This window comes from Ruegeria sp. BHSA123 (assembly GCF_059613425.1).
In genome coordinates this window covers 73,480-95,147 of sequence record NZ_JBXWSL010000009.1, presented here as the reverse complement: position 1 = coordinate 95,147, position 21,668 = coordinate 73,480, and the positions used below count along the sequence as shown (strand labels likewise).

General features: G+C 57.6%; 19 protein-coding genes. 6 read left to right on the top strand and 13 right to left on the bottom strand.

Annotated features, from left to right (window positions below; genetic code table 11):
* Positions 1-22 precede the first annotated feature (22 nt).
* On the bottom strand, positions 23-2,149 hold the full coding sequence (gene scpA / locus AC2FNC_RS07400) for a methylmalonyl-CoA mutase (RefSeq protein WP_496714895.1): 2,127 nt from the start codon (positions 2,147-2,149) through the stop codon (positions 23-25).
* A gap of 168 nt (positions 2,150-2,317) precedes the next feature.
* Here scpA and AC2FNC_RS07395 point away from each other — a divergent pair, with 168 nt between their 5' ends.
* A complete protein-coding gene (locus AC2FNC_RS07395; protein ID WP_496714893.1) occupies positions 2,318-2,764 on the top strand; it encodes a DUF4174 domain-containing protein in 447 nt (148 codons plus the stop codon).
* Positions 2,765-2,840: 76 nt separating this feature from the next.
* Here the strand turns inward: AC2FNC_RS07395 and AC2FNC_RS07390 are convergent, their stop codons facing one another.
* Entirely contained in the window at positions 2,841-4,886 is a 2,046-nt protein-coding gene (locus AC2FNC_RS07390) for an ATP-binding protein (protein WP_480516220.1), read from the bottom strand.
* 116 nt (positions 4,887-5,002) lie between these two features.
* A complete protein-coding gene (locus tag AC2FNC_RS07385; protein ID WP_480475837.1) occupies positions 5,003-5,206 on the bottom strand; it encodes a hypothetical protein in 204 nt (67 codons plus the stop codon).
* Positions 5,207-5,856: 650 nt separating this feature from the next.
* On the opposite strand from AC2FNC_RS07385, the gene AC2FNC_RS07380 reads away from it, so the two are divergent.
* The gene (locus AC2FNC_RS07380; protein ID WP_480493766.1) at positions 5,857-7,008 is read left to right on the top strand and encodes a DcaP family trimeric outer membrane transporter; all 1,152 of its coding nucleotides are present in this window, start codon (positions 5,857-5,859) and stop codon (positions 7,006-7,008) included.
* Positions 7,009-7,094: 86 nt separating this feature from the next.
* Here the strand turns inward: AC2FNC_RS07380 and AC2FNC_RS07375 are convergent, their stop codons facing one another.
* The 3 genes from AC2FNC_RS07375 to AC2FNC_RS07365 all read right to left on the bottom strand — a co-directional run bounded on the left by AC2FNC_RS07375 (position 7,095) and on the right by AC2FNC_RS07365 (position 9,713).
* The gene (locus tag AC2FNC_RS07375) at positions 7,095-7,448 is read right to left on the bottom strand and encodes a hypothetical protein (protein ID WP_480475833.1); all 354 of its coding nucleotides are present in this window, start codon (positions 7,446-7,448) and stop codon (positions 7,095-7,097) included.
* Positions 7,449-7,581: 133 nt separating this feature from the next.
* Positions 7,582-8,067, bottom strand: coding sequence for a DUF6497 family protein (locus AC2FNC_RS07370; RefSeq protein ID WP_480554048.1), 486 nt, complete (start codon positions 8,065-8,067; stop codon positions 7,582-7,584).
* Positions 8,068-8,180: 113 nt separating this feature from the next.
* A complete protein-coding gene (locus tag AC2FNC_RS07365) occupies positions 8,181-9,713 on the bottom strand; it encodes an acyl-CoA carboxylase subunit beta (protein ID WP_480554047.1) in 1,533 nt (510 codons plus the stop codon).
* A gap of 183 nt (positions 9,714-9,896) precedes the next feature.
* Between AC2FNC_RS07365 and AC2FNC_RS07360 the strand changes: the two genes are divergently transcribed.
* On the top strand, positions 9,897-11,102 hold the full coding sequence (locus tag AC2FNC_RS07360; protein WP_480516214.1) for a multidrug effflux MFS transporter: 1,206 nt from the start codon (positions 9,897-9,899) through the stop codon (positions 11,100-11,102).
* Between the two features lie 63 nt (positions 11,103-11,165).
* Entirely contained in the window at positions 11,166-12,566 is a 1,401-nt protein-coding gene (locus AC2FNC_RS07355) for a helix-turn-helix domain-containing protein (protein ID WP_480554045.1), read from the top strand.
* A 73-nt stretch (positions 12,567-12,639) separates the two neighbouring features.
* Here the strand turns inward: AC2FNC_RS07355 and AC2FNC_RS07350 are convergent, their stop codons facing one another.
* The 6 genes from AC2FNC_RS07350 to AC2FNC_RS07325 form a co-directional block, all read right to left on the bottom strand.
* Positions 12,640-12,879 carry an HP1242/YdcH family protein gene (locus AC2FNC_RS07350; RefSeq protein WP_480475823.1) on the bottom strand — a complete coding sequence of 80 codons (240 nt, stop codon included), beginning with the start codon at positions 12,877-12,879 and terminating at the stop codon, positions 12,640-12,642.
* A 255-nt stretch (positions 12,880-13,134) separates the two neighbouring features.
* Positions 13,135-14,793, bottom strand: coding sequence for a choline dehydrogenase (betA, locus tag AC2FNC_RS07345; RefSeq protein ID WP_480554044.1), 1,659 nt, complete (start codon positions 14,791-14,793; stop codon positions 13,135-13,137).
* A 66-nt stretch (positions 14,794-14,859) separates the two neighbouring features.
* Positions 14,860-16,368 (bottom strand): choline-sulfatase, encoded by a 1,509-nt coding sequence (betC, locus tag AC2FNC_RS07340; protein ID WP_480516210.1) that lies wholly within the window; start codon positions 16,366-16,368, stop codon positions 14,860-14,862.
* Positions 16,365-16,937, bottom strand: coding sequence for a choline-binding transcriptional repressor BetI (betI, locus tag AC2FNC_RS07335; RefSeq protein WP_480554043.1), 573 nt, complete (start codon positions 16,935-16,937; stop codon positions 16,365-16,367). Before betI ends, betC begins: the two co-directional genes overlap by 4 nt.
* An 83-nt stretch (positions 16,938-17,020) precedes the next feature.
* Positions 17,021-17,929, bottom strand: coding sequence for a DMT family transporter (locus AC2FNC_RS07330; protein WP_480516206.1), 909 nt, complete (start codon positions 17,927-17,929; stop codon positions 17,021-17,023).
* A 40-nt stretch (positions 17,930-17,969) separates the two neighbouring features.
* On the bottom strand, positions 17,970-18,569 hold the full coding sequence (locus tag AC2FNC_RS07325) for a LysE/ArgO family amino acid transporter (protein WP_480554041.1): 600 nt from the start codon (positions 18,567-18,569) through the stop codon (positions 17,970-17,972).
* Positions 18,570-18,656: 87 nt separating this feature from the next.
* On the opposite strand from AC2FNC_RS07325, the gene AC2FNC_RS07320 reads away from it, so the two are divergent.
* On the top strand, positions 18,657-19,550 hold the full coding sequence (locus AC2FNC_RS07320; RefSeq protein WP_480624566.1) for a LysR family transcriptional regulator ArgP: 894 nt from the start codon (positions 18,657-18,659) through the stop codon (positions 19,548-19,550).
* A gap of 27 nt (positions 19,551-19,577) precedes the next feature.
* On the top strand, positions 19,578-20,267 hold the full coding sequence (locus tag AC2FNC_RS07315; RefSeq protein WP_480475809.1) for a nitroreductase family protein: 690 nt from the start codon (positions 19,578-19,580) through the stop codon (positions 20,265-20,267).
* 25 nt (positions 20,268-20,292) lie between these two features.
* Here the strand turns inward: AC2FNC_RS07315 and AC2FNC_RS07310 are convergent, their stop codons facing one another.
* The gene (locus AC2FNC_RS07310) at positions 20,293-21,573 is read right to left on the bottom strand and encodes an MFS transporter (protein ID WP_496714890.1); all 1,281 of its coding nucleotides are present in this window, start codon (positions 21,571-21,573) and stop codon (positions 20,293-20,295) included.
* Between the last annotated feature and the right edge of the window lie 95 nt (positions 21,574-21,668).

Genomic DNA, 21,668 nt, shown 5'->3' with positions numbered 1-21,668 from the left:
TCGTTGAAAGTCTTGCCTTGTGTCAGGGCCGTGCTTGGCGGATCAGGCGCAGAATATCCTGAGCGGCCTCGGGAATGTTGGTGCCCGGACCAAAGATGGCCTTAACCCCGTGGTCATACAGGAACTGGTAATCCTGCTGCGGGATCACCCCGCCACAGATTACGATGATATCGCCGGCCCCTGCTTTCTTCAGTTCTTCCACCAGCTGTGGTGCCAGTGTTTTATGCCCCGCCGCCTGCGAGGAAATGCCGACCACATGCACGTCATTGTCCACCGCGTCCTGCGCGGCCTCGGCAGGTGTCTGGAACAGCGGGCCAACGTCCACATCAAAACCGATATCAGCAAAGGCCGTGGCGATAACCTTGGCACCGCGATCATGCCCGTCCTGCCCCATCTTGACCACCAGCAGACGCGGGCGGCGGCCCTCGGCCTCGGCAAAGTCCTCGATGGATTTCTGGATCGCGGCAAAGCCTTCGTCGCCCTCATAAGCAGCGCCATAGACACCGGCCAGGGTTTTCACCTCGGCGCGGTGGCGGCCGAATTCTTTCTCCATTGCCATGCTGATCTCTCCTACGGATGCACGGGCGCGGGCGGCTTCGACCGCAGCGGCCAGCAGGTTTCCGCCCTCTTGGGCGGTCTTGGTCAGGGCGTCCAGCGCGGCTTGGCACGCGGCTTCATCACGGGTCGCGCGAATGCGTTCCAGCCGCGCCACCTGCGCCTCGCGAACGGCGACGTTGTCGACATCCAGAATGTCGATCGGGTCTTCCTGTTCCTTGCGGTATTTGTTGACGCCGACAATCACTTCGTCGCCCCGGTCAATCATGGCCTGACGGCGGGCTGCGCTTTCCTCGATGCGCAGCTTGGGCATACCCGAGGCAACGGCCTTGGTCATGCCACCCATTTCCTCGACCTCTTGCATCAGGGCCCAGGCTTTTTCGACCAGTTCATTGGTCAGGCTTTCGACATAGTAAGAACCGGCCAGCGGATCGACCACATCAGTCACACCGGTTTCTTCCTGAAGTACAAGCTGCGTGTTTCGCGCGATGCGGGCCGAGAAATCGGTGGGCAGCGCAATTGCCTCGTCCAGAGCATTTGTATGAAGCGACTGGGTGCCACCCAGAACTGCGCTCATCGCTTCATAGGCGGTACGGATGACGTTGTTGTAAGGGTCTTGTTCCTGAAGCGAAACGCCGGAAGTTTGGCAATGGGTGCGTAGCATCTTTGAACGTTCGGACTTTGCCCCAAACTCGGTCATTACCCGGTGCCAGAGCGTGCGTGCGGCGCGCAGTTTGGCGATCTCCATGAAGAAATTCATGCCGATGGCGAAGAAGAACGATAAACGGCCCGCGAACTTGTCCACGTCCATTCCGGCCTCAGTCGCGGCACGGACGTATTCGCGCCCATCGGCCAGCGTATAGGCCAGTTCCTGAACAAGGTTCGCCCCGGCCTCTTGCATGTGATAGCCCGAGATCGAGATCGAGTTGAACTTGGGCATCTCATTCGACGTGTATTCGATGATGTCCGAGATGATCTTCATCGACGGTTCAGGCGGGTAGATATAAGTGTTGCGCACCATGAATTCTTTCAGAATGTCGTTCTGAATGGTGCCGGAAAGGACAGACTTGTCGTGACCCTGTTCTTCACCCGCAACAATGAAACTTGCCAGGATCGGAACAACCGCGCCATTCATGGTCATCGAGACCGAGACCTTGTCCAGCGGGATGCCGTCAAACAGGATTTTCATATCCTCGACACTGTCGATCGCAACGCCTGCCTTACCGACATCGCCAACAACGCGTGGGTGATCACTGTCATAGCCGCGATGTGTCGCCAGATCGAAGGCAACCGAAACGCCTTGCTGGCCTGCTGCCAAGTTGCGTCGGTAAAACGCGTTCGACTCCTCGGCGGTTGAGAAACCCGCATATTGGCGGATCGTCCACGGACGCCCGGCATACATCGTGGCCTTGACACCACGGGTAAACGGTCCAAATCCCGGCAAAGACCCCATATGAGGCAGATCGGCGGTGTCTTCCTGGGTGTAAAGCGGTTTGACCGCGATACCTTCCAGCGTTTCCTTGGTCAGGTCGTCCAACGGACGTCCGCGCAGCTCTTTCTCGGCAAGCGCTTTCCAGTCCTTCGTGTCGGTCATTTCGATTTCCTCTCGTCAATACGGATGGCGGTCGCTGAAAGCGTCCGCGCCAAAGTCCTGCACTTGGCCTGTTCATTCAGGCGCAAGCGCGAAAATGTGGTCACCCGGCGCAAATCGCCGGTCGCAATCGCGGGCACAGGGGCTATATTCGAAAGATCAGGAGGCCACATGACACGCACGCTTGCCTTTGTTTTCTCGGCACTAATCCCTCTAGCTACCCTGGCGGCAGACGGAACCGCGCCGTCTGATGACAGTTTTGTCCGCCCGGTGGGTGAAAGTGAACTCAGCGAGTTCTTGTGGGTCAAACGCCCCATCGTGGTTTTTGCTGACACGCCTGCCGATCCGCGATTCCAGCAGCAGATCGATATGCTTGTCGCAGAAGAAGCAACCATGCGCGACCGCGATGTCATCGTGCTAACAGACACGGACCCGTCTGCCCGGTCCCCGATCCGGACCAAGCTGCGGCCGCGTGGTTTCCAGATGGTGTTCGTCGACAAGGACGGTGTGGTCAAATTGCGCAAACCCAGCCCGTGGAGCGTGCGTGAGATTGGCAGGTCTATCGACAAGACCCCCCTGCGCGAACGCGAGATCCGCGACCGGCGCGAAGGGGGCTGAACGCTTTCGCCACACCCAATGGCCCCGGCGCGATGCGCCGAGAACGTTGGAATGTATATCGAAAGCGCCAACATGGTCACTCGAACTCGATGATTACGTCGTCCACAGCAAGGCTGTCACCGGGGCCTGCATTGACTTTGGCCACCACGCCCCTCTTTTCTGCACGCAGGATGTTTTCCATCTTCATCGCCTCAATCGTGCAAAGCGCCTGACCTTCCTGCACTTCCTGCCCCACTTCGACATCGACCTTCACGACTAGGCCCGGCATTGGGCAGAGCAGCAACTTCGAGGTATCAGGCGGCAGTTTTTCCGGCATCAGTTTGGCCAGTTCCGCCTGCCGTGGGCGGCGCACATGCACTTTCATGTCAGCGCCCCGGTTGCGAACACGGAACCCGCCCGAGACCTTGCCGATTTTCAGAACCAGCGGGCTGCCATCCACGTCCAGAACCGCCAGCTGATCGCCCGGCGTCCAGTCCGAGGCGACACGCAAGGACGGTCCGTCCTCAAACTTGACCGTTGACCCCTCTTTGTCGGCATTGACCTGCACGGCGAACTCCTGCCCCTGCAATGTCACAACCCAGCGCTTGCCTACTTTGCGTTCGTGATTGTCCATCCGCCCCGACACGCGAGTGCGCCGGATTTCGGCGACGCGGTGCATGGCCGCGCAGGAAGCAGCAATCCGGCGCAGATCAGCTTCGGGTAGCGTGACGCCCTCGAACCCGTCTGGGTATTCTTCAGCGATAAAGGCCGTTGTCATGTCACCGCTGACAAACTTTGGGTGATCCATCACTGCCGACAGGAACGGCAGGTTGTGACCGATGCCTTCCACTTCGAAACTGTCCAGCGCCACGCGCATCGCCTCGATAGCTTTTTCGCGGGACGGCGCCCAGGTGCAGAGTTTGGCGATCATCGGGTCGTAATACATGCTGATCTCGCCGCCTTCGTAGACGCCGGTATCGTTGCGCACGGCGGTTTCGCCTTCTGGTGCTTCACCCTGCCATTTGCCGTTGACCAGCAACGGACCAGCCGCGGTTTCCTGCGGCGGGCGATACCGGGTCAGACGACCGATCGACGGCAGGAAGTTGCGATACGGGTCTTCCGCATACAGACGGTTTTCAATCGCCCAGCCGGTCAGGGTCACGTCATCCTGCGTTATCGAAAGCTTTTCACCCGCTGCGACACGGATCATCTGCTCGACCAGATCGACGCCGGTGATCAGTTCCGTAACAGGGTGTTCCACCTGCAGGCGCGTGTTCATTTCGAGGAAGTAGAAGTTCTTGTCTCCGTCCACGATGAACTCGACCGTACCTGCACTTGCGTAGTTCACGGCCTTGGCCAGAGCGACAGCCTGTTCACCCATCGCCTTGCGGGTTTCGGGATCAAGGAAGGGTGACGGCGCCTCTTCCACCACTTTCTGATTCCGGCGCTGGATCGAGCATTCACGCTCACCCAGGTAAATGCCATTTCCGTGACTGTCGCACAGAACCTGAATTTCGATATGGCGCGGCTGAGTTACGAATTTTTCGATGAAGATCCGGTCATCTCCGAACGAGTTTGCGGCTTCGTTCTTGGACGACTGAAAGCCTTCGCGCGCCTCTTCATCGCTCCACGCGATGCGCATGCCCTTACCACCGCCACCGGCGCTGGCCTTGATCATGACCGGATAACCGATTTCGTTCGAGATCTTGACCGCCTCGTCCGCGTCCTCGATCAGCCCCATGTAACCCGGAACCGTCGAAACTCCGGCCTCCTGTGCGATCTTCTTCGAAGTGATCTTGTCGCCCATGCTTTCGATTGCACCAACAGGGGGACCGACAAAGGCGACACCTTCGGCCTCGAGCGCCTCGGCGAACTTCGAATTTTCCGACAGGAAGCCATAGCCGGGATGAACCGCCTGCGCGCCGCTTTTGCGGATGGCATCCATGACCTTGTCGATCACAATGTAGGACTGGTTCGCCGGGGGCGGACCGATATGCACGGCTTGGTCGGCCATCGACACATGCAACGCGTTCTTGTCCGCGTCCGAATAAATGGCAACGGTGCCGATACCCATCTTGCGGGCGGTCTTGATGACCCGGCAGGCGATCTCGCCCCGATTGGCGATCAGGATCTTATTGAACATGAAACGTCCTTTGGCTTGGTGTTCCGGAAACGCAAAACGCCGCCGCAGGGAACGATCCCCACGACGGCGTGATGCGCGATGATGGCTGAGGCGCCAGGCGCCCCGAAAGATTTGCGTTAGTTACAGGTGTTCTGCGTCTTGCAGTACAGCACGTTGCCCGCTGCGCCGACAGCCGCGCCAAACAGCGGGTCGGCATTGAGGACCGCGGCCCCCACAGCCCCGGCACCGCCGCCGAGGATTGCCTGTTCGCCCGTGGTGTCACCGCACGCGGCCAGACCAGCACAGGTCGCCGCAACAAGGATGAGTTTCGAGAATCGCATTGTGTCTGCCCTTTTAGGTTTCTTGGTTCGTTTAGGGCCAGATGCGCGAAATGCGGCTTGTTATTCAATATCAATGGGGTTGCAGGCAGGTTTTGTGCGGGATTTCGCCACTTTTTGGCTGCGCGGCCCACAAAGAAAAACGCGGACAGGTCTATGTGGGGAACACAAGCCTGCCCGCGCAAGGAAGGGGTACGGAATAGTAGGTGCATGTGCGGCGCAGGCAAAGTAGAGCCGCACGGCCCATTCAGATTGCACGGCACAATCCGTTGGGCAAACACAGTATTGTTTCCCAAGGGCAACTCGGCTGGTTTCTGCCCAAGCCGCAACATGGCGCGCAACTTCGTGCCGACAGCATTCATGGGAATTACCAGCGCGATAGACCCGTTCACCGTCACAGTTTCGTGACGAAAGGGGCCGCTTCCGATGTTTTCTGCGACTGCAACATCACGAATCGCCGCTACTGCACAGGCGAAGGAATTCCCTCGCAGCAGTGCGTTAGATGACAGGTTCAAGACGCCGTGATTCAAGAAGCCGAAAAAGGCACATTTTCTTGAGAAATCAGACGGTTCTATTCTCTTTCTCGTGATTTCCAAAGATTTCTGCTGCGTGAAACGGTCCTTGGGCACACTCGCACTCAAAGGAACACCCACATGACTATGACTAGAAAAAAGGCACTCCTGCTCGCTGCCTCTGCGCTCAGTGTGACTGGCACGTTTGCTTTCGCTCAGGACGCCCAGACCCAGGCTGAACTCGACGCTTTGCGCGCACGGATCGAGGCGCTGGAAGCCGGCAAAAGCAGCCCCGCCAACGGAGATTTCCGCATCGGCAACACCGTTCTGGACATTTACGGATACGTGAAGGCCGATTTCTTTTATGACTTCGACTACGATCAGGGGGATACAGCGTTCGTGAATGTTATCGGCGAACCCTCGGCCGCGACCGACGGCACCTTCGGGGCAACCGTTCGCCAATCTCGGATCGGACTGCGTACCACCACCCCAAGCGGGATCGGTGACATTGGCGGACAGCTTGAGCTTGACCTGTTCGGTTCCGGTGGCACGGCTGAATTGCGCATACGCCATGCCAACATCACCATTGGCGACCAGTTCCTGATCGGTCAGTATTGGACAAACTTCCAACCATTGGACACCTACCCGACCACCGTCGAATTCAACGGCCCGGTGGGTATCGCATTCGCCCGTGTCCCGCAGTTGAGATACACTGGGCAGCTTGGCAGCAATGCACAGTTTGCGGTCTCGATCGAAGAGAACGTGAGCGGGTCGAATTCCGATGATCCCGTCCTGACGGCCTCGGCGGAGTATAACGACGGCACATATATTGCCCGTGGAGCCGTTTTGTACGGCAAAGCCAATTCCGGCAATGTCGAAGTGGATCAGACGGGCTTTACGTTGTCGGGCGGCATTCGCCCCTGGCAAGGTGGATTGTTCCAGGTCAACTACGTCACTGGTGAGGCGCTTGGGCCATACCTGATCGGTCTCGGCGATGCCATTGTCGGAGGACAGGCCAACGATGTGGATGGCTATACCGTGGAATTCAGGCAGGACCTCAGCCCGAAGTTGAACGTTGGCATTTCCTATGGTCGCGAGAGCTATGATCTGCCGACCTCGACCGGCACCCTGTCCTTCACCGAGCTGGAAACGATCCATGTCAACGCGTTCTACAAGGCGACAGACAGTCTGACGCTCAGCGCCGAGTACATCTATGGCGAGCGGAACGACGCGCCCACCGGCAGAACCTTTGATGGCAGCCGTGTTCAGCTTGCGGCGCAGTTGAACTTCTGAGACCACACACAAATCCTGCCCGGTTTCGGGCAGGATCTTCCCGAAACCGGCAGTGATTGGCTTATGTACGGCTGCGAATATCACAATCAGTCCATCCCGTCGATGATGTCCGGGAAGGATGCGCGCGCAGCGTCTACGTCGATGACAAGCAAGGCATCATAGCTGGCCGGATCAAAGGGGTCTTCTGCCGGAATGACTTCGCGCCCGAACAGCCAGCTCAAACGCCCGGCATCCAGATTGCCCCGTTCGAACGGCTGGTCACCGAAATGGGTCCAAAGGGCTTCCATGAACGCAATATCAGCGCGCTTGTCCGCAGGTTTACGATCCCGAAACCGCTCCCGCCGCGTTAACGGTGTAACGCCCTTTGGGTTGGCGCGACGAATGGTGAACTGAAAGTCTGTGCCTGAAAGGCGACCGGGAAAACCACGATGCTTCAGCATGAAAGGCCCCCTTGTGTCATACTTGCAGACAAAAGCAATTCGAGCCCGAAAAGGGATGGGGTCATGATGCGCACCTCCAAAGCCGCACAGTTGGTCTGAGATGCTTTGTACTCATGGATTCCTGCGTTCATGGTCAAAGCCCCTCCCAGATACACTGGGACTGCTCCAGCCGGTAGGCCTCAAAAAACTGGGTCGCATCAGGGGCGGCATCACCAAACTCAACCGGGCGATCGGACAAAGAGATCACGACCCGCGCCGGCTGCAATTCATGCTGCGCGACATATGGAACGGCCAGAATCTGGCACAGGTGCTCCATATCCTTCGACGCCACATCATACCCGATCCGCCCCACTGACGCGCCTATTCTGGGCGCGATGAAGCGAAAGCGCAGCCAAAGCTCGCCAGGATTGTTGTCCAGCAGGACATCGCTCAGTTGCACTGGCTGGCCCGACGGCACCGGCAGCAACGTATCGGTGTCCGCAAAAGCTGGATGGCTGAAGGTGAGAGCAATCAGACAAATGGCGCGGCCCCGGACCCACCAGCGGCGAGCTCCTCCTTCCGGGGTCGCGCGCGCAGTACGATTGGTCTGCGCGGTTCTATGTCTGACGGGTCGGATCATTCTACTATTTGCCGGTTTTTGTCAATTCCGCCTCAATTTGAGGGAGTATTAGCCTCGGAGCCGCTGTGACGGTCAAAGATTGAGCGGGGCAGATCACCCCGCCCCCAGAAGGATCACAGCGGGATATTGTCGTGCTTTTTCCACGGGTTTTTCAGTTGTTTGCCGCGCAAGCTGGCAAATGCCCGGGACACACGTCGGCGGGTCGAATGCGGCATGATCACCTCATCGATGAAGCCGCGCTCGGCTGCCACGAAGGGATTTGCAAATCGGTCTTCGTAATCCTTAGTGCGAGACGCAATCTTGTCCGCATTGTCCAGATCGGCGCGATGAATGATCTCGGTCGCCCCTTTGGCCCCCATGACCGCGATTTCGGCGGTGGGCCAGGCATAGTTGAAATCACCGCGCAAATGCTTGGAGGCCATAACGTCATAAGCACCGCCATAAGCCTTTCGGGTAATCACCGTAACCTTCGGAACGGTCGCCTCACCATAAGCAAAGAGCAACTTGGCCCCATGCTTAATGACACCGCCATATTCCTGGCTTGTTCCCGGAAGGAAGCCAGGAACGTCGACCAGTGTCAGGATCGGGATTTCGAAACAGTCACAGAAGCGTACAAAGCGCGCAGCCTTACGTGACGAGTCGATATCCAGACACCCGGCCAGCACCATCGGCTGATTTGCGACGACGCCAACGGTCTGACCTTCCAACCGGATGAACCCGGTAATGATGTTCTTGGCAAAATCTTCCTGAATTTCATAGAAATCGCCTTCATCCGCTACTTTGGCGATGAGTTCCTTCATGTCGTAGGGGGTGTTCGGATTCTCTGGGATAAGAGTGTCCAGCGAAGCCTCGATCCGGCCGGGTTCGTCAAAGAACGGGCGCACGGGCGGCTTTTCGCGGTTGTTGAGGGGCAGGAAGTCCACCAGGCGCCGCACCTCGGCCAAAGCTTCGACGTCGTTTTCGAACGCGCCATCAGCGACCGAGGATTTCTTGGTATGGGTCGAAGCCCCGCCCAGTTCCTCGGCAGTCACCACTTCGTTAGTTACGGTCTTCACCACATCCGGGCCAGTCACGAACATGTAAGAGGTGTCTTTGACCATGAAGATAAAGTCGGTCATCGCCGGGCTATACACTGCACCACCGGCACAGGGGCCCATGATTACACTGATCTGCGGCACCACGCCCGAAGCCATAATGTTGCGCTGGAACACTTCGGCATAACCTGCCAGCGAAGCCACACCTTCCTGAATGCGCGCGCCGCCCGAATCGTTGATGCCAATCACTGGCGCACCGTTCTGCACCGCCATGTCCATAATCTTGCAGATCTTCTGAGCATGGGTTTCTGACAGCGATCCGCCAAAGACGGTAAAATCCTGGCTGAATACATAAACCATGCGCCCGTTGATCGTGCCCCAGCCGGTGACGACACCGTCACCCGCAGGCTTTTGTTTTTCCATCCCGAAATCGGTGCAGCGGTGGCTGACGAACATGTCAAACTCTTCAAAGCTGCCCTCGTCCAGCAGCAGTTCGATCCGTTCACGCGCGGTCAGCTTGCCGCGTGCGTGCTGGGCATCGATCCGTTTCTGCCCACCCCCCAGACGTGCGTTATCACGACGGGCTTCCAATTCGGAAAGAATGTCTTTCATGACGACTATCCCCTTATTAATTTGCCGGGACCCTACCTGCTTGGGCCGCTCATCCAAAGCTATTTTCGGCAAATTTGCAAAATTTCAGCAACAGTAATTTGGATAACTGCAAAACTGCGAATTTTCACGAGTAATTCTGCGAATGACTGGCAATCCGAAAATCCACGGCTATACATGTGAACCATGCAGTTCAGCTCTGACGCGGTCCACCGGACACCACCCACATTGGCGACGCTTGTTTTACTCTCGGGCCTGTCCGCCCTGAGCATGAACCTGTTTCTGCCCAGCCTGCCAAACATGGCCGAGTATTTCGAAACCGATTACAAGGTCATGCAGCTGTCGATTGCGCTTTATCTGCTGATCAATGCCATTCTGCAAATTCTCATAGGTCCAATAGCGGATCAGGCAGGTAGACGACCGGTTTTGCTTTGGGGCCTAGGCCTGTTCCTGATGGCAACCCTGGGATGCATCTTTGCCCCCAATGCTACGGTTTTTCTGGCGTTCAGGATGTGTCAGGCGGTTGTGGTCGTCGGTATGGTTCTCAGCCGCGCTGCGGTGCGGGATATGTACGATCAGGATCAAGCTGCTTCGATGATCGGTTATGTGACGATGGGCATGGCCGTGGTTCCAATGATTGGCCCTGCCATCGGCGGCTTGCTGGAAGTGAGTTTTGGTTGGAAAGCGAATTTCTGGCTGCCCTTTGCCGTAGGTCTGCTGACTTTGGCACTGACCTATTCGGACTTTGGGGAAACATCAGCAAAAAGCGGTAAAACGCTTGTCCAGCAATTCAAGGAATACCCCGAACTTCTAACCTCGCCACGGTTCTGGGGGTACTCACTGGCTTGCGCCTTCTCTTCGGGTTCGTTTTTCGCCTACCTCGGCGGCGCACCGTTCATTGGCACAGAACTGTTCGGCTTGAGCGCGGCACAGGTTGGCATTTATTTTGGCGCACCTGCGGTTGGGTATTTTGTAGGTAACTTTATGAGTGGGCGGTTTTCAGTACGGTTCGGCGTGAACCGCATGGTGCTGTGGGGAAGCCTGTTCAATGCGTTTGGCGTCGCTGTATCGGCATTGCTGTTTTTAGCGGACCGCGGAACCGCACTTAGTTTCTTTGGGTTCATGACATTTGTGGGCGTCGGCAATGGCATGGTCATCCCCAACGCAACCTCGGGCGCGCTATCAGTGCGCCCTCACCTGGCTGCAACCGCCTCGGGCCTGAGTGGCGCCATCATGTTAGGCGGCGGCGCCGGGCTGAGCGCGCTGGCAGGTGCCTTGCTGACGCGTGAAACCGGCGCGATGCCGCTGCTTTGGCTGATGCTGGCAACAGCCGTTCTGGCGATCGTCGCAATTTCAACTGTCGTACGAAGAGAACGGCAATTGGGGCTGTAACCGCTTGCTCCAATTATTTTGCAAAGTTATCCTCGGCAATTGGAAAACTTGCAAAGGCACCCTATGGCCACCCAAAAGCTCTATGCGGGCGCGAAACTGCGCGAAATGCGTACGCGCCTGACTCTGACGCAGCGCGAATTTGCCGCCAAACTGGGCGTTTCACTGCCCTACCTGAACCAGATGGAGAACAACAACCGGCCGATCTCGACCACGGTTGTGCTGGCTCTGGCGCAGGAATTCGGAATGGATGTTACCGAACTCAGCACCGGCGACAGCGAACGTCTTGTTTCAGACATGCGCGAGGCGCTGGCCGATCCTGTTTTTTCGGACATTCAGCCCCCACTGGCCGATCTGCGCCTGACAGCTTCCAACGCCCCGGCTCTGGCGCGGGCGTTTATCGAATTGCATAAAACCTATCGGCAGACACATGAACGCCTAGCCTCGCTGGACGAGGCTTTGGGACGCGAAGATGCGCGCATTCAGGCCAGCCCGTGGGAAGAAGTGCGCGATTTCTTCCACTACTGCGACAACTACATCGACGCCGTGGACAGGGCTGCGGAACTGTTTGCCAACCGCGCCGACGGCCCCGGCGGTATCCGGCAAGCCGCCCTGAGCAGCCTTTCAGAGCGTGGAATTCAGGTGGTTTTTTCAGATACGGGCCCCTTGCGCGTTTATGATGTCGACAGCAAAATTTTGCGCCTGTCCTCCCGTGCTGCGCCGCAGACGCAAGTGTTCCAACTTCTGTTGCAGGTTGCGCTGATCAGTCAGGACCAGTTGCTGGAGGCGACGCTGGATTTCGCCAAATTCCAAAGCGACGAAGCCCGCGCCATCGCCAAGATCGGACTTGCCAACTATTTCGCTGGTGCCTCTCTGATGCCTTATACCGCGTTTTTGACCGCCGCTCAGGAAGAGCGTCACGATCTGGAGCTGCTCAGCAACCGTTTCGGGGCGTCGGTCGAGCAGGTTGCACATCGGCTGTCGACACTACAGCGTCCCGGCGCCAAGGGTATCCCGTTCTTCTTCGTCCGGGTTGATCAGGCCGGTACGATCACCAAGCGGCACTCGGCCACACGCCTGCAATTTGCGCGCTTTGGTGGGGCCTGCCCGCTTTGGAACGTGCATCGGGCCTTTGAAACGCCCGGGCATTTCCTGCGGCAACTGGCGGAAACGCCTGATGGTGTTCGCTATATTTCGCTGGCGCGGGATGTCTCAAAATCTGGGGGCTCGTTTGGCGCACCGGTCAGACGATACGCCATAGCGCTGGGATGCGAGGTCCGTCATGCCCCGGCTCTTGTTTATGCTGATAACCTCGACATCAACAATGCCAGCGCCTACGAGCCTATCGGTATTTCCTGCCGCATCTGCGAGCGGCAAACCTGCCACCAGCGTTCGGTCCCGCCGCTGGAACGCCGTCTGAGCATCGACACCCATATTCGCGGCACCCTGCCCTATGAAGTGACTTGATCTTAGTCTGATTTATTATCCCACCGGTGTAGCGTCTCTGGTCACGACGGGGGCAGAGCCCCCGTCACTATGTTTAAGCCTTGGACAGGATCGCCCAAATCTCATCCTTCAGCGCCGCGCGCTTTTTGCGCAGGTCAACCTCAGCCAGTTCTTCCATGGGCTCGACATTGGTTTCGGCGCGGTGAACTTCGCGGTTGACCTCATGATATTCATCGGCCAGCCGCGCAAAATGCGCATCCGTTTGCTTGAGCTGGCTCATCAGTTCAACTTTGTCCGGAAACTCTTCGGCCAGTTCATGCGGGGTGTGAGACATTTCTGTTCGCTCCTTCATATGTCGTTGCAAATCAGTGATAGAAGCGTGACCGGGCTTTCGCTTTGACCGGGATCAACTACCCGCAATAATCCCGCGAGTTTCAATACAACACCACGCGCCATCCTGCCGTGCAGAGGGCAAGTTGTTCTGAAACGTGGCTCAGGCTTATCTGGACAAGAACACTGAACTTTTTGCTAATATACCCCCGGCAAGCGCCGAAAATTTACGCATTCAACCGGGGGCAGTTCAGAAGGATTAACGCTGCGCGGTTGCCCAGCCCGGGTGAATCCACGGGCGGTCATTGGCCTTGGGCAACGGGTCTTTGCCCAGCAGGGAATCCGATACTTTCTCGCCCACCATGATCGAGGGCGCGTTGAGATTGCCGTTGGTGATCTGCGGGAAAATCGAACTGTCCGCGACGCGCAGCCCGTCCACACCGATGACGCGACCCTCGGGATCGACCACCGCACCTTTGTCATCCGCACGCCCCATCCGGCAGGTGCCGCAGGGGTGATAGGCGCTTTCGGCATGTTCCGCGATAAAGGCGTTCAGCTCTTCATCCGTTTGCACAGAGGCACCTGGTTGAATTTCCTTACCGGCGTAAGGTTTGAACGCATCCTGCCCAAAGATTTCACGGGTCAGTCGGATACAGGTGCGGAAATCCTCCCAATCCTCTTCGTGGCTCATGTAGTTGAACTTTATCACCGGTGCGTCTTCAGCCCTGTCCGACCGCAGCGTGACTGCACCCCGCGAGGGCGAGCGCATCGGGCCGACATGCGCCTGGAATCCGTGCCCTTCAGCCGCAGCCTGCCCATCATAGCGGACCGCAATTGGCAGGAAGTGATACTGGATGTCAGGGTATTCCACCCCCGGTTTCGACCGGATAAAGGCTGCGCTCTCGAATTGGTTCGACGCCCCCAGCCCCTTTTTTGTAAACAGCCACTGCGCCCCGATCAGGCCCTTGCTGAACAGGTTCCAGTGTTTGTAAAGCGTAATGGGTTGCAGCGAGGCCTGCTGAATATACAGCTCCAGATGGTCCTGAAGGTTCGCACCCACCCCCGGACGATCTGCAACAACGTCGATCCCATGTTCTGCCAGATGCGCGCCCGGTCCGATACCGGACAGCATCAGCAGCTTGGGCGAGTTGATCGAGGACGCAGCCAGAATGACCTCGCGCCGGGCCTTGATGATCTCTTTCTTGCCGCCACGGATCAATTCCACGCCAGTGGCGCGACCGTTTTCCATGACAACCCGAGACGCAAGTCCCCGCACGATATCGCAATTGTCGCGTTTTAGCGCTGGCTTCAGATATGCATTCGCCGCTGACCAGCGCCGCCCTTTCCAGACGGTCTGCTCCATCGGGCCAAAGCCTTCCTGCTTTTCGCCGTTATAGTCGCCGGTGACCTCGTATCCCGCCTGCTGACCCGCATCGACAAAGGCCTGAAACAGTGGGTTCGCACGTGGGCCGCGCGATACGTGCAACGGGCCGTTGGTTCCGCGCCAGGCCGGATCGCCGCCATGACCACCGTCATGCCATGTCTCCATGCGTTTGTAATAGGGCAGCACATCCGCATAGGACCAGCCGTCGGCCCCCATCTCGGCCCAAGTGTCGAAATCGCGTGCGTGACCGCGTACATAAACCATGCCGTTGATCGACGATGACCCGCCGATCACCTTGCCGCGCGGGCAGGCCAGACGGCGGTTGTTCAGATGCGGTTCGGGCTCGGACTGATATCCCCAGTCATAGCGCGACATGTTCATCGGATAGCTGAGCGCGGCGGGCATCTGGATAAACGGCCCCAAGTCGGTACCACCGTGCTCGATCACCAGAACCGAGGCCCCACCTTCGCTCAGACGATATGCCATTGCGCAGCCTGCGGACCCTGCGCCAACGATGACAAAATCTGCTTCCATATTCACAACTCCCCGCCCGCCGGGAAAAACGCCTCCGGCGGGAGTATTTTCAAAAAGACGAAGAGATTACTCGCCGCGTGGGAACCGGGCGTTTTCCTCGACGATGTTCAGATCCATATGATTGCGCATGTAGCGTTCGGACGCTTTTTGCAACGGCTGATAATCCCATGGGTAATATCCGCCCTGCCGCAGTGCCTCGTACACGACCCAGCGTCGCGCCTGACTGGCGCGGACATCCGCGTCGAAGCGCTCCAAATCCCAGCGGGCCTCGGACTTTGCCCGCAGGGTTTGCAGCGTGCCCGCATGTTCGGGACTGTCTGCCAGATTGGTCAGCTCATGCGGGTCTGCCTCAAGATCAAACAGTTGATCCGGGTCCAGCGCGCATCGATTGTATTTCCACTTGCCATAGCGCAGCGACACCAGCGGCGCGTAAGATGCCTCAGCCGCGTATTCCATGGCCACAGGCGCGGTTCGCGTGCCACCTTGCGCCAATGGCACCAGGTTTTCGCCGTCCGTCCATGGTGCGATTTCGTCCATGTCAACGCCTGCCAGAGCCCCGAGCGTGGGTGTCACGTCGATGGTGGAAACCGGCGTATCGATCCGCCCCGCAGGCAAATCCGGGGACGATATCATCAAAGGTACGCGCGCCGAGCCTTCGTAGAAGTTCATTTTGAACCAGAGGCCACGTTCACCCAGCATGTCACCGTGATCCGAGACGAACAGGATGATCGCCTCTTGCCGTGTCGTTTCCAGCACTTCGAGGATTTCACCGATCTTGTCATCGAGATATGTGATGTTGGCGAAATAGGCACGGCGGGACTTGCGAATGTCTTCCTCGGTGATGTCGAAGCTGCGCCAGTCATTGGCATCGAAGATCCGCTTGGCGTGAGAATCCTGGTTTTCATAGCCGATATCAGCGATTTCGGGCAGCAGGTGCGCGCAATCTTCATAGAGGTCCCAGTATTTGCGACGGGCGACATAGGGATCATGCGGATGGGTGAAGCTGACCGTCACGCACCATGGGCGGTCATCCTTGCCGCGCGCAAGGTCATAGAGTTTGGCCTTTGCGTTATAGGCGACCTCGTCATCATACTCCATCTGGTTGGAAATCTCGGCAACACCCGCGCCGGTCACCGATCCCATGTTGTGATACCACCAGTCGATCCGCTCGCCCGGTTTGCGGTAATCCGGTGTCCAGCCAAAATCGGCCGGGTAGATATCAGTTGTCAGGCGATCCTCAAACCCGTGCATCTGGTCCGGGCCGACAAAGTGCATTTTGCCTGACAGACAGGTGTAATACCCGGCCCTGCGCAAATGGTGTGCGTAAGTTGGGATATCGCTGCGGAACTCAGCCGCGTTGTCGTAGACGCCGGTGCGTGAGGGCAATTGACCGGACATGAAGCTGGCCCGCCCCGGCGCACAAAGCGGCGACGCAGTATAAGCGTTGGCAAAACGGGTCGACCGTTCCGCCAGTTTCTTCAGGTTCGGAGCGTGAAGCCAGTCAGCGGGACCGTCGGGAAAGAGGGTTCCGTTCAGCTGATCCACCATCAGGATCAGAATGTTTGGTTTTGTCATTTTTCAGCCTCGAGCAGAGTATCGAGCACGCGCATTGCGTGGTTCACGGCCAGTTGCGGTTCTTCCGGGGCGCTGAGCGCTGCGCGAATATAGAGCCCATCAATCAAAGCAATCATGTTTTCAGCAGCTTCGACCGGATCCTGCATCCTGGGGCGCAGGGCATGGATCAAATTCGACCTGATGCGCGCCTGATAGATCTGCCACAAACGCAGCGCGTCATTGTTGGTCTGCGCCAACACATAAAAGGTCATCCAGGCGGCAGTCACGTCAGGTGTGAAACACGAAGGGGCAAAACAGGCGTGGATAATCGCCTCTGCCCGGTTGCCCGGTTTGGCCGCTTTCAACTGGGCCCTGGCTTCGTCGCTGAAGTCGGCGAGGATCTGACGCATTGCGGCCAGAAATATCTGATCCTTTCCGCCAAAATAATGGTGTGCCAATGCGCTGGACATGCCTGCGCGTTTGGCAATCTGGCTTACGGTTACATCCAGGGATTTCTTGACACCCAGTTCAGCAATCGTCGCTCGAACAATCGCGTCCTTGCGGATCGGCTCCATTCCAACTTTTGGCATCGCTTTCCCCATACAGGTGTCATGCGACCAAGCTAGGATGTTTTTATTGACTCGTCAATCAATGTAAGCGCAGAGATGTCACTTCATAGCTTCGGCGCAATACTGGGAGGCGTCAAGTCCCGACGGTTCAACATGAACTCGCGCCATGAGATGAAGCTTACAGCGCCCAGTATCAGGGTTCCGCCAGCCACAACCCAAAGGTCAACGCTTTCGTGGAAGATCGCAGCACCCACAAGCGTGGCCCAGATCAACTGCAGGAATGTGACGGGTTGTGTGACGGCCACAGGCGCGGCCTGCAACGCCAATGTCATGAAATAATGCCCTGCGGTCGCAAAGCTGGCCACCAGAAACAGAACCCCGAGTTCTTGCATACTGGGCCGGGTCCAGACGGCAACCGCAAAGGGGATCAAGGCGATGGTTACCCAGATGGACAGGTGCGCCACGACAACCGAAGGCGGCACGTCGCGGACAAGAAGCTTGGCCAGTAAATAGGACCCGCTTAGCATCAGGGCCGTTCCGAGCATGGCAAGGTGACCTTGTGAGACCTCGCGAAACCCGGGGCGCAGGATGACCAGCACGCCCACCAAGGCGACCAGAATGGCGGCGACCCTGCGAAAAGCCAGCTTCTCGCCCAGAAACAGGGCTGCGCCCAAGGTGACATAAACCGGCGTCATGTAGTTCATGGCAGTGACTTCGGCCAAGGGAATTTGTGTCATGGCGAAGAACCAGAGCATGACAGCAATCGCGTGTACGACACCGCGTAAACCGAACAATGTCAGCAGGCGGGGTGTCAGCCGGGTCGCCATGATCGACCGCAAGGCCGGTAACAGAAACACCAATCCCAGCGCATAACGCAGAAATGCGGCCTGGATCGGGTTCATCGTCGTGCCCAGAGATTTGACCAAAGCGGTCATCACAACAAAGGACAGCCCGGCGGTAAACATCCAGAACATACCGGCAAGCGGGCGCGACGAAACGGCTAACGATGTCATGGCTTAGGTTGAACACCGAAACCCTGTCGGGAACAACCCTTCACATGACAACAAGTTTCAGTGCGATACCCAGCATTACGACCCCGATCACTGCGTCCAGCACCTGCCAAGCGCGCTGGCGCGCAAACACCGGAGACAAAACACCAGCGCCGTATCCAAGTGAAAAGAAGAAGACAAAGCTGGAAGTGACTGCCCCAATGGCAAATCCGACCCGGTTATCATACTGTGCCGAGATAGAGCCGATCAGAACCACTGTGTCCAGATAGACATGCGGGTTCAGCCAGGTGAAGGCGAGAGCGGTAAGCATCGCGGTTTTGAGGCTGGTTCGCGGACCGTTGCCCGCTTCCATCACCGCGCCACCCCGCAGGGCAGACCCGAAGCTGCGCAGCCCATACCACGTCAGAAAAGCGGCCCCGCCATATCGCATTACAAGTTCAAACCAGGGAGCTGAATGGGTCAGGGTCCCTAACCCCGTGACACCTGCAACGATCAAAACCGCGTCGGACATTGAGCAGGTCAGGCACAGAAGGAACACATGTTCACGCCGCAGCCCCTGTCGCAGAATAAAGGCGTTCTGTGCCCCGATGGCGAGAATCAGACTGAAACCCAGCGCGAAACCGGCGATTATGGACGTGGGCATGGGATCTCCTACTACTGCAAGACGTTGACTAAGGCCGTCGGTGCGATCTATCAAATTAAAGATGTTATCCCAAGTTAAGCCTGGCTAATGCTGCTTGATCCTCTTCACCTGTCCGCTTTGTCTGCCATTCTGCGCCATGGCAGCTTTGATGCGGCTGCGGCAGAGCTGGCGGTGACACCCTCGGCGATATCCCAGCGGATCAGGGCGCTTGAGGATCGGATTGGAGCCACCCTGATACATCGGGGCACTCCTTGCACCGGAACGCCCGCCGGGCTGCGCATTGCCCGTTACGCGGAAGATGTCGGACTGCTTGAGGCACAGCTGGTTCGAGAACTGACGCTGGAGCAGGAACCAAGGTCCGCCCACGTCCGCATTGCCGTACCGGCAGACAGTCTGGCCACCTGGTTTGTTGATGCGATGGCGCAGGTGCCTGACATGCTTTTCGATCTGGTGATCGACGATCAGGATCATTCCGCAGACTGGCTGCGGCGGGGCGAGGTGAGCGCCGCCGTCACCGTTGGTGGTCAGACAGTGACCGGGTGCGACGCGATCCCATTGGGCGTGTTGCAGTATCTGCCAACAGCCAGCCCGGATTTCATTAACACCTGGTTTCGGGACGAAGTGACCGAGGCAGAGCTGGGCAAGGCACCCTGCCTGGTTTTCAACCAAAAGGACGGGCTGCAAAGGGCCTGGATTGTTCAACACACTGGCAAACGTCTGTCACCCCCGTCTCATTTCCTGCCTTCTTCACAAGGATTTGTGGACGCGGCGATTGCCGGGCTTGGGTGGGGTATGAACCCTGCGGCTCTGGTGCAGGAGGCTTTGAAACAAGGGCTGTTGCGCCCCATCGTACCTGATGCGCCGTTGGATGTCGCGCTGAGCTGGCAGGTTGGGCGTGTTCTCGCGCCCGCACTCAAACCACTGACCCAGGCTGTCAAAAAAGCTTCAGAACGGATTTTGCTTCCGCCTCAAAGCGACTAAACAAACACGACATTTTCGGAGGAACCGATGTTCTCACGTGACGCTCTTAGCTATGACCCCATTCCCCTGCCGGACCGATGCGACATCAGCGATACAGACATGCTGGGCGCGGCGCAGGCATTTTACGAAAAGATGCGTCAGCGTCATACTGTACGGGATTTCAGCCCCCGCCCCGTTGCCCGTGAGGTAATCGAAACCAGCCTGAGCACCGCGGGTACCGCGCCGTCTGGCGCCAATCACCAACCCTGGCATTTTGCAGCCATCTCGGACCCTGCCCTGAAACACCGCATCCGGGAAGAAGCCGAAGAAGAAGAACGCCGGTTCTACGCAGGTGGCGCCGGGGATGAATGGATCAAGGCACTGGAGCCCATCGGCACCAACGCGGTCAAAGAACATCTGACAATCGCCCCCTGGCTGATCGTGGTTTTTGCCCAGCGCTGGGGGCAATTCGAGGATGGAACGCGGTACAAGAACTACTACGTCCCGGAAAGTGTGAACATTGCCACCGGCTTTCTGATTGCCGCGCTGCATCACGCGGGCCTCAGCACCCTGACCCACACCCCAAACCCGATGCGGTTTCTGAACGACGCGCTGGACCGGCCCGCGTCGGAAAAACCAACCATGATTATCGCGGTGGGACACCCGTCAGAAGGAGCGACTGTGCCTGCTGTGGCAAAACTCAAGAAACCCCTGGAAGAGATTTCATCCTTCTTCTGAGGCTTTCGCGACGCTCGCCAAAAACTCAATTCGAGGGCTGTTCCGCCTTTTTCCGTTCTGGTTGCATCATGCGGTAGCAGTTTATACAGGACACCAGACTGGCGACGACGATGAAAGCGACGGCCATCGCGACCTCGTGCATGTGGGCGACAGCGGCAAGGCCCGCAGACAACAACACCGCGGTTAAACGCGCGAACGCCTTGACCGCTGCCGATCCTCGCACCCGCTGCTCTTTGGGTGCCACATCCAGAAAATAGAGCTTACGCGCACTGCTGGTCCCGGTCACAGCAACGGTGACAACGAACAGTGCAATTGCATGCAAGTGAACCTGATGGTCGATGCCCAAATAGTGGAAAACCAATAGAACACTGCCTGTTGCGGCGACCATCAATGTCCCGACCACCATGACCGCACGATGGGATTTCATGTTGATGATTTGCCACAGAGGGCCCGATACTAGATATCCCGAGGCAGAAGAAACGATCATCGCGGTCAAACCCTGTGTCGAGCTGTGATGCGCTTCGGCTGCGATGAGCGCGAAGAACGGAACGGACAGCGACACAGCAACCAAGGGCAGACGCATGATCATATAGCTCCGGAACCACTGGTATTCGAACATACCCAGAATACCCTTGATATTCGCCTTAATCGAAATGCCCCTTTCGGACTTCTGCGGTGTCGTCGGCGCACCCTCACGCACGGTTTCTGTCATCGCCAGCATGAACAGACCCGACAGAAGGAAGAACAAAACCGAAACGCCGATCATGACTGAATGGCGCGAAAAGGGTGGATTATCCTTGGTGATCTGATGCACCAGCAACGCAAGGCCAATGGCACATAGCCCCCCTGCACCAAGCTGTAGATATTGCATGACCATGCGCGAACGCGCCTGAACATGGTCCCCTAGCAGATCCGTAAGCATCAAGGTCTGCACTTCGCTGACAAGCCCGATCACAAGAAATACAGACAGGAAAACCACTGCGATCAATGGGACAGCCCCGGTCGCGGCCGCAGCTATTGCCAGAACCAGACAGGCGCCAATGACCGCTTCGGTCAACGCAATTGCATGTTTCTTCCGGCTTCTTGCTGCAACGGGTTGCGCCAGAAAGAAGTCGGCAATCAAGCAACCGACCATCCGCACCGACACCAGTGCCCCTGCTACAAACATCGGCAACTCGAAGGAAACGGCTAAAAACGGCAAAACAACCGACGGGCTGCCGAGCGTCCACGCGACCTGAGACAGGATACTTTGCCCGGCCAGGACGGGCACGTTGCGCTTGGTCTGATCGGAAGTTTCGGATGTCATTCGTACTGTGTCTTCGTGTTTTCTGTATTTCCCGCACTTTCAGCCTAAGCGCATCGATTGTTTCAGCCAATAATTCAATAAGACCATCAAAAAAC

Coding starts and splice junctions, on each gene's coding strand:
- scpA (WP_496714895.1), bottom strand. CDS start 2,149: ATGACCGACACGAAGGACTGGAAAGCGCTTGCCGAGAAAGAGCTGCGC.
- AC2FNC_RS07395 (WP_496714893.1), top strand. CDS start 2,318: ATGACACGCACGCTTGCCTTTGTTTTCTCGGCACTAATCCCTCTAGCT.
- betI (WP_480554043.1), bottom strand. CDS start 16,937: ATGCCAAAAGTTGGAATGGAGCCGATCCGCAAGGACGCGATTGTTCGA.
- betA (WP_480554044.1), bottom strand. CDS start 14,793: ATGGAAGCAGATTTTGTCATCGTTGGCGCAGGGTCCGCAGGCTGCGCA.
- AC2FNC_RS07385 (WP_480475837.1), bottom strand. CDS start 5,206: ATGCGATTCTCGAAACTCATCCTTGTTGCGGCGACCTGTGCTGGTCTG.
- AC2FNC_RS07350 (WP_480475823.1), bottom strand. CDS start 12,879: ATGTCTCACACCCCGCATGAACTGGCCGAAGAGTTTCCGGACAAAGTT.
- AC2FNC_RS07315 (WP_480475809.1), top strand. CDS start 19,578: ATGTTCTCACGTGACGCTCTTAGCTATGACCCCATTCCCCTGCCGGAC.
- betC (WP_480516210.1), bottom strand. CDS start 16,368: ATGACAAAACCAAACATTCTGATCCTGATGGTGGATCAGCTGAACGGA.
- AC2FNC_RS07365 (WP_480554047.1), bottom strand. CDS start 9,713: ATGAAAGACATTCTTTCCGAATTGGAAGCCCGTCGTGATAACGCACGT.
- AC2FNC_RS07380 (WP_480493766.1), top strand. CDS start 5,857: ATGACTATGACTAGAAAAAAGGCACTCCTGCTCGCTGCCTCTGCGCTC.
- AC2FNC_RS07310 (WP_496714890.1), bottom strand. CDS start 21,573: ATGACATCCGAAACTTCCGATCAGACCAAGCGCAACGTGCCCGTCCTG.
- AC2FNC_RS07330 (WP_480516206.1), bottom strand. CDS start 17,929: ATGACATCGTTAGCCGTTTCGTCGCGCCCGCTTGCCGGTATGTTCTGG.
- AC2FNC_RS07370 (WP_480554048.1), bottom strand. CDS start 8,067: ATGATCCGACCCGTCAGACATAGAACCGCGCAGACCAATCGTACTGCG.
- AC2FNC_RS07355 (WP_480554045.1), top strand. CDS start 11,166: ATGGCCACCCAAAAGCTCTATGCGGGCGCGAAACTGCGCGAAATGCGT.
- AC2FNC_RS07325 (WP_480554041.1), bottom strand. CDS start 18,569: ATGCCCACGTCCATAATCGCCGGTTTCGCGCTGGGTTTCAGTCTGATT.
- AC2FNC_RS07360 (WP_480516214.1), top strand. CDS start 9,897: ATGCAGTTCAGCTCTGACGCGGTCCACCGGACACCACCCACATTGGCG.
- AC2FNC_RS07390 (WP_480516220.1), bottom strand. CDS start 4,886: ATGTTCAATAAGATCCTGATCGCCAATCGGGGCGAGATCGCCTGCCGG.
- AC2FNC_RS07320 (WP_480624566.1), top strand. CDS start 18,657: ATGCTGCTTGATCCTCTTCACCTGTCCGCTTTGTCTGCCATTCTGCGC.
- AC2FNC_RS07375 (WP_480475833.1), bottom strand. CDS start 7,448: ATGCTGAAGCATCGTGGTTTTCCCGGTCGCCTTTCAGGCACAGACTTT.